Consider the following 12,483-nt stretch of genomic DNA (forward strand, 5'->3'; position numbering starts at 1 on the left):
CTCTCAGTGACCCTGTGTATAGAAGGGGCGCACCGTCTGGCGCATCCAGTCCGCCACCGGGTCCTGGGTTACGTCCAGGAGGACCAGGTTGACCGGCCATTTGACCTGGGTCGTGGTGAGGGCCCGGGACAGGGCGTCCATGGGGGCCGCCCTCAAGTCGCCGTCCCAGTTGGTGAGTTCTACACCTACGAACATCACGGGGGCCGCGGTTTCGATGGCGGCGAGGCAGCGGCGCGCCGTGCCGACCACGCCCGTGCCGGCGAACTCGGCGGAGGCCGCGGCGAGGAAGTCGACCGGGTCGTCCTGCCAGTCGGGTTCGAAGAGGCGGACCCGGCCGCCGCTGGTGGGGCCGTCGAGGGCGCTGCGGCCGACGCGGCACAGCTCGGCGACGGCGGGCGGGGGAAGGGGAACGCCGACCATGCCGTCCGGGTTCACCGCGAGGCCGACCTGCGGGGGCAGCCCGCGGGCGAACTCCACCGCGGGCGCGATGGTGAACGACAGATGCGAGCCGACGACCCGGCGGAACTGCTCCTCCGAGCTGAAGACCGGGACGTAGGCCTGCCCGTCGATCTCCAGCGTGGGCAGGTCCAGGGGGCCGCTCTGCGGGCCGCCGCCGTTGGGCAGCGGGATCCAGATGAAGCTGCGGCCGAGCACCTCGATGATCCGGCCGCCGGCCGAGGGCATGCCCAGGGAGACCGAGAGTACCTCCTCCAGCTCGTTGCCGGGCCATCCGCCGTGCGGATGGGGGTGGGGGTACGCCTGTCCGGGGAAGTCCGCCGGGAAGTCCATCTACCTACCGCCTGCTGGTGAAACCGCCTGCTGTAACCCTGCTGTGGCTCAAAAGGCTAGCGGCTCAGTCCCCGAAGTCGATCCGGCGCAGCACGTCCGCCGCGTCCCGGTCCAGCAGGACCGCCGAGGCGACACCCCGGGGCAGGTCACCGCGCTCCACGGCTCGGAGCAGACCGGTGGCCGCCCGGCGGTGGCGCAGGAACGCGTACCGCGAGACTCCGCGACCCCGTTCGCGCTGGCCGTCGAGCGCGGTGTCCGGGCTGACGTCGAGGAACACCAGGTGCAGCGAGCCGCCCCGGCGGTGCGCCGCGCGGGCCAGCCAGCCGCGCACCCAGCTCTGCGTGCCGCAGTCGTGCACGACGGCTCCGGACGCGGAGCGCAGGACGCGGTGCAGCCCGGCGTAGTGGGCTAGGCGGACCAGGGGGCGGTAGACCGCGTACGGAAGGAGACCGGACATGCGGGACATACGGGCGTCCCAGCGGTCGCGGGTGTCCTGGCTGTCCACGCGGACCGCGTCGCCCGCGACCGCGCGCCGCATCAGCGTGGACTTGCCGCTGCCGGGCAGGCCCGTGACGACGACCAGGTCACGGGGGCCGAAGAGGAGTCCGTGCGGGCTGTGTCCGGCGCGCTCGCGAAGATCGCGGACTGTCGGTACCGGGCGGGCCGGGCATGCCTCCCTGGCCGGGGCCGAGGGCTGCTTGGGCAGCGCGACGGCCGAGGTCGTGGCGTACGCCGTGGTCCTTGTCACCGTGATCGTCCTCCCTGCGGGGTCAGGAAAGGTTCTCCCCACTTAATGTAAAGAGAAGGTAATGCACGGTGTCTCGCGGTTCCGTTCGCTTCCGGCCACAGGCCTGTTACAAAGCCTGTGCGATGATGTGCGCGCCAACTGCATACCGGCCGCTTGAATCCGCGCGGGAGAGTCCCCAGTCATACGTCGTCAGGCGTACGACGTCCGGGGCGCCGAAGGAGCAAGTCCCTCCCTTGAATCTCTCAGGCCCAGTTACCGCGCGGGCGAGGCACATCTGAAAAGCGGACCGCCCGTCCCGGTGGTCCCACCCAAGGTGCAACCCATGTCCCGTGCGTATCCCGTGCGGTCATGGCGAACCTCTCAGGTTCCGATGACAGATGGGGAGGAACGACCTCGCCGTCATGCCTTGGGAGACCGACCGATGAGCAGTACCGCCACCCCTGAGAAGCGCCGCACCGCGCTCGACGCGCTGCACCGCTCGCTCGGTGCGACGATGACCGACTTCGCCGGCTGGGACATGCCGCTGCGCTACGGCTCGGAGCGCGACGAGCACCTCGCCGTCCGTACGAAGGCCGGCCTCTTCGACCTCTCGCACATGGGCGAGATCACGGTCACGGGACCGGACGCGGCCCGTCTCCTCAACTACGCCCTCGTCGGCAACATCGCTTCCGTGGGCGTCGGCCGCGCCCGCTACACCATGATCTGCCAGGCCGACGGCGGGATTCTTGACGACCTGATCGTCTATCGGCTGGCCGACCACGAGTACATGGTGGTGGCCAACGCGTCCAACGCGCAGATTGTCCTGGACTCGTTGGTGGAGCGCGCCGAGGGCTTCGACGCCGTCGTCCGCGACGACCGTGACGCGTACGCGCTGCTCGCCGTGCAGGGCCCCGAGTCCCCCGGCATCCTCGCCTCGCTGTCCCCCAGAGTCTCGACTTCGCTCGATCCGGGAGGTGCCCCCATCGCCGACCTCGACGGCCTGAAGTACTACGCCGGTCTGCCCGGCACGGTCGCGGGTGTCCCGGCGCTGATCGCGCGCACCGGCTACACCGGCGAGGACGGCTTCGAGCTGTTCGTCGCCCCCGGTGACGCGGAGAAGCTGTGGGAGGCGCTGACCGAGGCAGGCGCGGGCACCGGGCTGATCCCGTGCGGCCTGTCCTGCCGGGACACGCTGCGCCTGGAGGCGGGCATGCCGCTGTACGGGCACGAACTGTCCACCTCCCTCACCCCGTTCGACGCCGGGCTCGGCCGGGTCGTCAAGTTCGAGAAGGACGGCGACTTCGTCGGGCGCGGCGCCCTGGAGGCCGCCGCCGAGCGCGCCGCCTCGCAGCCCCCGCGCGTCCTGGTCGGACTCGTCGCCGAGGGCCGCCGGGTCCCGCGCGCCGGGTACTCCGTGGTCGCCGGCGGACAGGTGATCGGCGAGATCACCTCCGGCGCCCCCTCCCCCACCCTGGGCAGGCCCATCGCCATGGCCTACGTCGACGCGGCGCACTCGGCGCCGGGCACGACCGGTGTCGGCGTGGACATCCGGGGCAGTCACGAGCCGTACGAGGTCGTGGCACTGCCGTTCTACAAGCGCGAGAAGTGACAGTCGTCGTAGCGTCACGTCTGTGACCCGGGGCGGATCGCCCCTGTTCGCCGATGCCCTCCGCAGTGCCCCATTCATCAGCACTCCCCCGCGTACAGGAGAATTCAGGCCATGAACAACCCCCAGCAGCTGCGCTACAGCAAGGAGCACGAGTGGCTGTCGGTCGCCGAGGACGGCGTCTCGACGGTCGGCATCACCGAGTTCGCGGCCAACGCGCTCGGCGATGTCGTCTACGCCCAGCTTCCCGAGGTGGGCTCCACCGTGACCGCGGGCGAGTCCTGCGGTGAGCTGGAGTCGACCAAGTCGGTGTCCGACCTGTACTCGCCGGTCGGCGGCGAGGTCACCGAGATCAACGAGGACGTGGTGAACGACCCGTCGCTGGTGAACTCGGCTCCCTTCGAAGGGGGTTGGCTGTTCAAGGTGCGTGTCGCGGAGGAGCCGGCCGACCTGCTCTCCGCCGACGAGTACACCGCTTTTTCCGCCGGCTGAGGAGTCGTACCACCGATGTCTGATCACCTGTCCGTCCTGAACACTCCCCTGCACGAGCTCGACCCGGACATCGCCGCCGCGGTCGACGCCGAGCTGCGCCGGCAGCAGTCCACGCTGGAGATGATCGCCTCGGAGAACTTCGCTCCGGTCGCGGTCATGGAGGCGCAGGGCTCGGTCCTCACCAACAAGTACGCCGAGGGCTACCCGGGCCGCCGTTACTACGGCGGCTGCGAGCACGTCGACGTGGCCGAGCAGATCGCGATCGACCGGGTCAAGGAGCTGTTCGGCGCCGAGTACGCCAACGTGCAGCCGCACTCGGGCGCCTCCGCCAACCAGGCCGCCCTGTTCGCGCTGGCCCAGCCCGGCGACACGATCCTCGGCCTGGACCTGGCGCACGGCGGCCACCTCACCCACGGGATGCGGCTGAACTTCTCCGGCAAGCAGTTCAACGTGGTCGCCTACCACGTGGACGCGCAGACCGGTCTGGTCGACATGGCCGAGCTGGAGAAGCTCGCCAAGGAGCACCGCCCGAAGGTCATCATCGCGGGCTGGTCGGCGTATCCGCGGCAGCTGGACTTCGCCGAGTTCCGCCGGATCGCGGACGAGGTCGAGGCCTTTCTGTGGGTCGACATGGCGCACTTCGCGGGTCTGGTGGCCGCGGGTCTGCACCCGAACCCGGTCCCGTACGCGGACGTCGTGACGTCCACGACCCACAAGACGCTGGGCGGCCCGCGCGGCGGAATCATCCTCGCGAAGCAGTCGTTCGCGAAGAAGCTCAACTCCTCCGTCTTCCCGGGCTTCCAGGGCGGTCCGCTGGAGCATGTGATCGCCGCGAAGGCGGTCTCCTTCAAAGTCGCGGCGGGCGAGGACTTCAAGGAGCGCCAGCGGCGTACCGTGGAGGGGGCGCGGCTGCTGGCCGAGCGCCTGGTGCGGGACGACGTGAAGGCCGTAGGCGTCGATGTCCTGTCCGGCGGCACGGACGTGCACCTCGTCCTGGTCGATCTGCGGAAATCCGAACTGGACGGTCAGCAGGCCGAGGACCGGCTCCACGAGGTCGGCATCACGGTCAACCGCAACGCCGTCCCGAACGACCCGCGTCCGCCGATGGTCACCTCGGGCCTGCGCATCGGCACGCCGGCGCTGGCGACCCGCGGCTTCACGGCCGAGGACTTCGCCGAGGTCGCGGACGTCATCGCGGAGACGCTGAAGGCGCCCTCTCCCTTCGGGGAGGCCGACGTGGAGGATCTGAAGGCCCGCGTGACCGCGCTGGCGGAGAAGTACCCGCTGTATCCCGGGCTGTAGGTCGGCCCACCGGGCGCTGCAGTCGACCCACCGGGCTGTAGTCGCCCGCCCGGGGCGCCGCGCACACTGGAAGGTGCGCGCGGTGCCCCGCCCACCCGTCGCCCGCCACCGCCCTGTTCGAAGCGCTTCGCGCCCTTGAATCCCGCACCACCCCGCACGTCCTGCGTTCTGAGGAGTCTCCGTGGCCATCTCGGTCTTCGACCTGTTCTCGATCGGCATCGGCCCGTCCAGCTCCCATACGGTCGGCCCGATGCGGGCGGCCCGCATGTTCGCGCGCCGGCTGCGCAACGACGAACTGCTGGACGCCGTCGCCTCGGTCCGCACCGAGCTGTACGGCTCCCTCGGCGCGACCGGCCACGGGCACGGCACCCCCAAGGCGGTGCTGCTCGGCCTGGAGGGCGAGTCTCCGCGCACGGTGGATGTGGAGGGGGCCGATGAACGGGTCGAGCGGATCAAGGAGTCGGGACGCATCAGCCTCCTCGGCGAGCACGAGATCCCGTTCTCCTTCGACGCCGACCTGAAGCTGCACCGCCGTAAAGCCCTGCCGTACCACGCGAACGGCATGACGCTGTGGGCGTACGACGCGGCCGGCGAGGAACTGCTGTCGAAGACGTACTACTCGGTGGGCGGCGGTTTCGTCGTCGACGAGGAGGCGGTGGGCGCCGATCGCATCAAGCTGGACGACACGGTCCTCAAGTACCCGTTCCGCACGGGCGACGAGTTGCTGCGCCTGACGCAGGAGACCGGTCTGTCGATCTCCGCGCTGATGCTGGAGAACGAGCGCGCCTGGCGCACGGAGGAGGAGATCCGGACCGGGCTGCTGGAGATCTGGCGCGTGATGCAGGCGTGCGTGTCGCGGGGCATGTCGCGGGAGGGCATCCTGCCCGGCGGCCTCCGGGTCCGGCGCAGGGCCGCCATGTCGGCACGTCAACTCCGGGCGGAGGGCGACCCGTTGGCACACGCGATGGAGTGGATCACGCTCTACGCGATGGCGGTGAACGAGGAGAACGCGGCGGGCGGACGCGTGGTCACCGCCCCCACGAACGGTGCCGCCGGCATCATCCCGGCGGTCCTGCACTACTACATCAACTTCGTGCCCGGCGCCGACGAGGAGGGCGTGGTCCGCTTCATGCTCGCGGCCGGCGCGATCGGCATGCTCTTCAAGGAGAACGCCTCCATCTCCGGCGCCGAGGTCGGCTGCCAGGGTGAGGTCGGCTCCGCCTGCTCCATGGCGGCGGGCGCCCTCGCCGAAGTCCTGGGCGGCAGCCCGGAACAGGTCGAGAACGCGGCCGAGATCGGCATGGAACACAACCTCGGCCTCACGTGCGACCCCGTCGGCGGCCTCGTCCAGATCCCCTGCATCGAACGCAACGGCATGGCGGCGGTGAAGGCGGTGACCGCTGCGCGGATGGCGATGCGGGGGGACGGATCACACAAGGTGTCCCTGGACAAGGTCATCAAGACCATGAAGGAGACGGGGGCGGATATGAGCGTGAAGTACAAGGAGACGGCGCGGGGCGGGCTTGCGGTGAACATCATCGAGTGTTGAGGGGGTGGGGGCTGAGCTGTGCGTTCTTGTCTTTCGGCGCTGTCGGGAGCTTGCGTGTCCACGCGGTGGAAAGTCCTCAGGAAATCCCACAGGATGTGCGTCTGACCTGGGGATCCGCAACACCTTCGATCACTGTCCCTCTTCGACAGGGCCGCCGACAGTCGCAAGACTGTATCAAATCGATCCCCCATGACCGCCAGAGGGGTACCATTCGATACATGAGTGCTGCGGAGAACTCGCGCCTGGAGCAGCGGCTGGCAAGCCTGCCCCCCACGTTCACGACGGCGCAGGCACGCCAGGTCCTGCTCTCCCCCCGTGATCTGGCGTCCTTGGTCACGGCGGGAGAGATAGACGAACTGTCCCGGGGGGTCTACCGGCGGGCAGACGCACCGGAGACCGCGCACGCAGATCTGCTGGCCGTGTGCGCACGAGCTCCGCGTGCCGTCGTGTGCGGTGAGTCCGCCCTGGCCCTGCATGAGCTCATCGACGACATCCCTACAGCGGTACACATCGCCGTGCCGCGCGGTACACGCCGCCCCACAATTTCCTACCCGCCGACCGTAGTGGCGCAGTACGCCCCGACGACCTTCGCCCTCGGCGTCGAACGATTCGCAACAGCCCCGGGAGAAACCTTCCCCGTGTACAACGCCGCCCGCAGCGTCGTCGACGCGATGCGCCACCGCAGCCGCGTCGGCGAGACCCTCGCCCTGTCCGCGCTCGGCCGCTATCTGCGCCGGGGCGGACGCCGTAGCGTCGGCGAACTCCAGGACGTCGCACGCGAGTTGGGTGCCCTCTCCGTCATCCGCCCTGCCGTTGAGGCGGTGCTCGCCTGATGGCCAACCCCACGCGTGACACCACCGCCGGCCACGTCTACAACGACCTGCGCAACCTGGCCCGCCGCACCGGCCGGTCCACGGACGAGATCATGGTCGAGTACGTCCTCGAACGCTTCCTCTACCGCCTGGCCGCATCGCCCCTCGGTCAGGAACACTTCGTCCTCAAGGGTGGCCTGCTCCTCGCCCAGTTCGGCGCACGCCGGATGACCCGCGACATCGACATCCTCGGCCGCTCGTTCCCAGGCACCGAAACCGAGATCGTCCACAGGATCGCGGCCATCGCCGCCACCGAGATCGACGACGGAGTCGTATTCGATCCCGCGACGCTCAAGACCGTGCCCATCCGCGAGGAGGACGAGTACCACGGTCTACGCCTGTCGATGGCCGCATCCATCGCCCGAGCACGACTCAAGCTCCCATTGGACGTCAGCTTCGGCGACCCCGTCACCCCCGGCCTCAGACCATCAACTACCCGCAGCACCTCACCGCGGAGAGCTTCCCACTCTTCGGCTACCCGCTCGCTACGGTCATCGCCGAGAAACTCTCCACCGCCGTCTCACTCGGCGATCTCAACACCCGCGACCGCGACTACGGCGACCTCTACCGCCTGCTCACCCTCAACGACCTCGACGGCCAGGAACTCACCACGGCGCTGACCGCCACGGCCGCACACCGCGGCATCACCCTGAAACCCCTCAGCACCGCCATCAGCGACCTGGGCGAACGTCGCCAGACCTCGTACGCCGCCTGGCGCCGCAGACAGGGCCCTGCCGCGACCGGCTACCCCGAACGCTTCACCGACGTCGTCCGGCAGGTCACCACCTTCGCAGACACACTTCTCAACGGCGACGCCGCCACCCGTACATGGAGCGCAGCAACCCTCACATGGTCATGAACCAGTCCTGGCCGACCGACCAAGCCTTCGGGCGCGAACCCGAGACCTACGCATCACGAGACCATGAGGGCTCGTGTTGCGTGGTGTTTCGTCGTGCTGCCCGGTGACGTTCTGCCTGATCAGAGCACATGCGACAGGTTGACCCGTGCTACCTCGTGACGCACCGTCCAAAGGCGTCTGTCCACCGGTTGTCCACCGACAGGGTTGTCACCGGCCCACCATAGAGACTGGAACTAGGCTCCCGACGGCGCTGTCGACCGATAGGAGAGTCGCACGGAAGCCGCTGTAGGACCTCCACCAGCGCCCCTTCTCCGGAGTTCCGACGCTCTGTCCTCCCCTGTGCAGATGGTCGACGCCGTAGCTGCGAAGGAGCCGCGCCAGTTCGCGCTCAGGTCAACACGGCCGATTGGGTCATTTCTCGTCGAGCCGTTCATCGAGGATCTCGGCAGCCCAGGCGCGCAACCGCCGGCGCATGTCCTCCACCTGGCCGCCGTTGATGCCGTATGCCTCGTACTCCCGGTCCGGCCAACGGTCGACCGCCCTCAGCCGCTTGGGCGAAGTAACGCGGATCGAACCCGGCGTCGTGCTCCAACGCCAACTCCAGCAGTTGCCCACCCGAGTACCGTCCGGAGGCGAGCGCGGCATTCACGTCGAGGTAATCCCGTGGCGCGGCCCGTCCGAAGAGGGTGGTCACTTTGTTGGCCACGGCGTCATCGGCATGCAGGACCGGACCGATCTCCAACACGGCAGGCGGGTGAGCCCTCCAGTCGCACCCGAACTCCACCTTCGCCGTGCGCCCCTGTCCATCAGCAACCGCGAACCGGGCGAACACCCCACCGGACTTCTCCACCTCAACGGTGAGGCCCGCCGCCCGGTAGGCCGCAGCCACCGCATCGACGGCCTCGGAGAAGGCGACCGGGTCAGCGATGTCCGTGAAGAGGTCGACGTCATCCGACAGCCGTTCCAGGAACCCGTGCGCCTGAACCGCGTACCCGCCGGCCAGGACGAAGCCGTATCCCGCGGCGGCTCCAAGACCGATACGGGCAAGACGGGCATGAAAGGGATCCATACAGGCGGATACTACGCAGCCCTGCGGGCCAGTTGCGGGAATCGCCCTTCCCACATCAACCGCGCGCGCGGCGGAAGCCACAGCCTCTGCCACACGGCCGAGAGCAGCACCGGGTCCAGGAACTTCCGCAGCTCCCCCGCATGCATGGCCTCCCGGATGACCGTCTCATAGAACATCCGCAGGTCCACGTCGTCCGACAGGTCGTAGACACGCTTCGGCGTCCAGTCCAGCACAGTCGGCAAAGCCACCACCCCGGCTGCCGGACCGGCCAGCTCCTCCAGCGTCTCCGGAACCGTGTAGGGCCGGATCTCCGCGTACCGCACCCGAGACTCCATACGCTCAGTATGCCCCTGCACGAGACCTGTCCGCCGGTCGCTGTGGTGTCCATGACGTCATCGACGCCCGTGTGGAGAGCACCCACCAGGAGCGCGCCCTCCACAGGCTCACCCCCTACCGATTGCACCAGCTGAGAGCCCCAGTGCTGCGCCTGTCCCTGGACGTACGGCGCGGAAAGCGACGCTACCCGCTGGACCTGGACTGGCTGCTGCCCGCCGAGGGGTTCGCCCCGCTGCGCTGCCCGGCCTGCGCCCAGAGCGGTGCCCCGCTCGTCGCGGCCAAGACCCACCTGGGCTGCGCCTGGTGCCTGGTTCCCAAGCGCCTGGCCACGCCTCCGACCGGGGAAACCGTGCCGCCACCTTGCCTTGGCACCGCCGCGGACACTGTCTACTTTCGAAGTGGATGGCCCTGCGGATCGGCGCGCCTTCCTGGTCGCTGGTCCTGCATGCCCGACTACCTTCCTCGTAGAGCCCTCATTGGTCGATGTCTCCGGCGGCCACGCGGACCAGAAGTGCGATGGACACGAGGACGGAAATGCCGTGATCGGCTGCGGTCCGGTCAGGATTTTTGGATCATTGACCCGTGGATGACTGGTCCGGGTGGGACGACCCCGCCGAGTTGCGGATCCGGCTCGACGTCGCGCTCGAGCAGATCGCCGAGCTGACGGACGAGAATCGGCGGCTCCGGGAACGTCTCGGAATGCCGGCACCCGACACCGTGCCCGAGCGGCCCGAGGCGGTGGAAAGGCCGGCGCCGCCCACGTTGCCCGAGATACTGCACGGCAGCGGCCTGCCCTATGCGGACGCTGCCTCCGCCCCGCAGGCCAAGGTCGCCCTGTTTCGCGCACTGTTCGTCGGCCGCACGGACGTGTACGCGAACCGGTGGGTGAGCGCGAAGAACGGCCGGATCGGATGGAGCCCGGCCGAGGAGAACCCCTGGGACAAGGCCAAGTCGGAAGCTGAGCGGGTGTTCTTCCCGCTCACCGACCAGGTGATCTTCCAGCACCTGAGTCGGCCCGAGGCGGGACAGCGCGAGCTACATGTGGGCCTGTACCCGATGTTCCCCGACGACACGACCCAGTTGCTGGCGTGCGACTTCGACGACAAGGACTGGCAGGGCGACGCCGCCGCCTACGTGGCGGCCTGCACGGAAGCCGGAGTCCCCGCCTTGGCGGAGGTCTCCCGCTCCGGGTCCGGCGCACACGTATGGATCTTCTTCACCGCGCCGGTACCGGCCAGCCTGGCCCGCGCACTGGGCATGGCCTTGCTGCGGCGCGCGATCGACGCTCGCGACGGGATGTCCCTGGCCAGTTACGACCGGCTCTTCCCCGCCCAGGACTTCCTTCCCACGCACTCCAAGGGCGGGGCCCGGTTCGGGAATCTGATCGCGCTGCCGATGCACGGAGTCTCCCGCACCTCGGGCACCACGCTCTTCTGCGACCCTGCCACCTGGACGCCGTACGAGGACCAGTTCGCTTACCTGTCGCGCACCGAACGCCTGACGCCCGAGCGAGTGCAGGAGTTGGTGGAAACGTTGGGCCCGCTGCAGGCCGGCCCCAGCCCGACCACGCCGGTGCTGCCGGCCCGGCCGCGCCGCAGCGCGCTGGGCAAGGCCCCCAAGACGGTCAGGGCCAAGGCAGGAGCGATGCTCCACGTCTCCACCACCGGACTGCCACCGCAACTGATCGCGGCGCTCAAGCACGCCGCGTCCTTCCACAACCCCGAGTTCTACCGACGCCAGAACCAGCGGTTCTCCACCTTCAACACCCCACGCCTGATCTGCTGCTTCGACGCCACCGACCCGAAGTGGATCGCCCTGCCCCGGGGGCTTCGCGACGAAGCCGCCAGCCTGGTCACCGCCGCCGGCGGCACCTTGAAGTCACCGGCGCCTTCCCCGACCGGGCCCCGATCGGTGCCCGGTTCACCGGCGAACTCACCGCCGTACAGGCCCGGGCCGTCGAAGCGATGATCGCCCACCCCACTGGAGTCCTGGTCGCCCAACCCGGTGCGGGTAAAACAGTGATGGCCTGTGCGCTGATCGCGGTTCATGCCCGGCCCACAGCGATCATCGTCAACCGGGCCGAGCTGCTGGCCCAGTGGCGCGAGCGTCTGGCGACGTTTCTCGACCTCGGTGAGCACACAGTCGGGTCGCTCGGTGCGGGCAAGGACCGCCGCGGCGGTGTGGTTGACCTGATCATGCTGCAGTCCCTGGCCCATCGTGAGGCTGCCGCAGGGCTACTGGACGGCTACGGCTTGATTGTCGTCGACGAGTGCCACGCCATCGGGGCTCCGGCCGCCGAGGCCGCGATCCGCAAGGTCAAGGCTGAGCGGTGGATCGGCCTGTCCGCCACCCCGTACCGGGCCGACCAGATGGACGCTCTGATCACCATGCAGTGCGGTCCGATCCGCCACGAGATCGAAGATGAGAGCCGCTTCGCCAAACACCTCATCGTGCACCGCTGCCACTTCACCACCGAAGAGCCCGGCACCGACGGCGCTTCCATCCAGGCCATCTACGGCGAACTCGCCGCCGACCAGGCGCGCAACCAGCAGATCGCCGCCGACTACCGGCGTGGCCGGTGCAGCCTGACCCTCACCAATCGCATCGAGCACGTCAACCAACTCTCATCTGCGCTCCAAGGGCACGGCATCGAAGCACTGCTCCTGCACGGCGGCCTCCCCACGGCCGATCGGGACCGCGTCCGTGCCGCGCTGTCCGGCGCCCGTACCGGTCCCTTGGTGCTGCTGGCGATCGACAAGGTTGACCCTCCTCCCGAGAGTTCCCGGCCCCCGGCCCAGCGTGCCCTTGCCCTTGCGGGCACGTGACCTGCAGATCTGATCCCCCCACCACAGACCGGTGATGGACCGATGATCACTCGGGAT

Annotated in this window: 11 protein-coding genes, 1 pseudogene and 1 riboswitch; of the genes and pseudogenes, 8 read left to right on the forward strand and 4 right to left on the reverse strand. The window is 69.1% G+C overall.

What is annotated here, in order from left to right; genetic code table 11:
- Nucleotides 1–3 precede the first annotated feature (3 nt).
- Together ACIQBL_RS35610 and ACIQBL_RS35615 are read right to left on the reverse strand one after the other, a co-directional pair.
- Entirely contained in the window at nt 4–789 is a 786-nt protein-coding gene (locus tag ACIQBL_RS35610) for an enhanced serine sensitivity protein SseB (protein ID WP_401949470.1), read from the reverse strand.
- A gap of 64 nt (nt 790–853) precedes the next feature.
- On the reverse strand, nt 854–1,543 hold the full coding sequence (locus ACIQBL_RS35615) for an AAA family ATPase (RefSeq protein ID WP_401949632.1): 690 nt from the start codon (nt 1,541–1,543) through the stop codon (nt 854–856).
- A gap of 148 nt (nt 1,544–1,691) precedes the next feature.
- Nucleotides 1,692–1,805: riboswitch (glycine riboswitch) on the forward strand.
- 153 nt (nt 1,806–1,958) lie between these two features.
- Here ACIQBL_RS35615 and gcvT point away from each other — a divergent pair.
- The 6 genes and pseudogenes from gcvT (at nt 1,959) to ACIQBL_RS35645 (ending at nt 8,196) form a co-directional block, all read left to right on the forward strand.
- Entirely contained in the window at nt 1,959–3,125 is a 1,167-nt protein-coding gene (gene gcvT, locus ACIQBL_RS35620) for a glycine cleavage system aminomethyltransferase GcvT (RefSeq protein WP_401949472.1), read from the forward strand.
- Between the two features lie 111 nt (nt 3,126–3,236).
- Nucleotides 3,237–3,614 (forward strand): glycine cleavage system protein GcvH, encoded by a 378-nt coding sequence (gene gcvH / locus ACIQBL_RS35625; protein WP_401949475.1) that lies wholly within the window; start codon nt 3,237–3,239, stop codon nt 3,612–3,614.
- A gap of 27 nt (nt 3,615–3,641) precedes the next feature.
- Nucleotides 3,642–4,916 (forward strand): serine hydroxymethyltransferase, encoded by a 1,275-nt coding sequence (gene glyA / locus ACIQBL_RS35630; protein ID WP_401949635.1) that lies wholly within the window; start codon nt 3,642–3,644, stop codon nt 4,914–4,916.
- 181 nt (nt 4,917–5,097) lie between these two features.
- Entirely contained in the window at nt 5,098–6,465 is a 1,368-nt protein-coding gene (locus ACIQBL_RS35635) for an L-serine ammonia-lyase (RefSeq protein ID WP_401949478.1), read from the forward strand.
- 218 nt (nt 6,466–6,683) lie between these two features.
- Nucleotides 6,684–7,298, forward strand: a complete 615-nt coding sequence (locus ACIQBL_RS35640; RefSeq protein WP_401949481.1) for a type IV toxin-antitoxin system AbiEi family antitoxin domain-containing protein — start codon at nt 6,684–6,686, stop codon at nt 7,296–7,298.
- A gap of 92 nt (nt 7,299–7,390) precedes the next feature.
- Nucleotides 7,391–8,196 (forward strand): annotated as a pseudogene (locus ACIQBL_RS35645) (nucleotidyl transferase AbiEii/AbiGii toxin family protein).
- Between the two features lie 430 nt (nt 8,197–8,626).
- On the opposite strand, the gene ACIQBL_RS35650 reads toward ACIQBL_RS35645, so the two are convergent.
- The gene (locus tag ACIQBL_RS35650) at nt 8,627–9,358 is read right to left on the reverse strand and encodes a nucleotidyl transferase AbiEii/AbiGii toxin family protein (RefSeq protein ID WP_401949484.1); all 732 of its coding nucleotides are present in this window, start codon (nt 9,356–9,358) and stop codon (nt 8,627–8,629) included.
- A complete protein-coding gene (locus ACIQBL_RS35655; protein WP_401949486.1) occupies nt 9,277–9,600 on the reverse strand; it encodes a hypothetical protein in 324 nt (107 codons plus the stop codon). Before ACIQBL_RS35655 ends, ACIQBL_RS35650 begins: the two co-directional genes overlap by 82 nt.
- Nucleotides 9,601–10,183: 583 nt before the next feature.
- Between ACIQBL_RS35655 and ACIQBL_RS35660 the strand changes: the two genes are divergently transcribed.
- On the forward strand, nt 10,184–11,569 hold the full coding sequence (locus ACIQBL_RS35660) for a TOTE conflict system archaeo-eukaryotic primase domain-containing protein (RefSeq protein ID WP_401949489.1): 1,386 nt from the start codon (nt 10,184–10,186) through the stop codon (nt 11,567–11,569).
- Complete coding sequence (locus tag ACIQBL_RS35665; protein WP_401949492.1) at nt 11,566–12,426, forward strand: DEAD/DEAH box helicase; 861 nt, start codon at nt 11,566–11,568, stop codon at nt 12,424–12,426. Before ACIQBL_RS35660 ends, ACIQBL_RS35665 begins: the two co-directional genes overlap by 4 nt.
- Nucleotides 12,427–12,483: the final 57 nt, after the last annotated feature.

The sequence above is a fragment of the Streptomyces sp. NPDC088350 genome, assembly GCF_044753545.1.
In the GTDB taxonomy this organism is placed as follows: Bacteria; Actinomycetota; Actinomycetes; order Streptomycetales; family Streptomycetaceae; genus Streptomyces.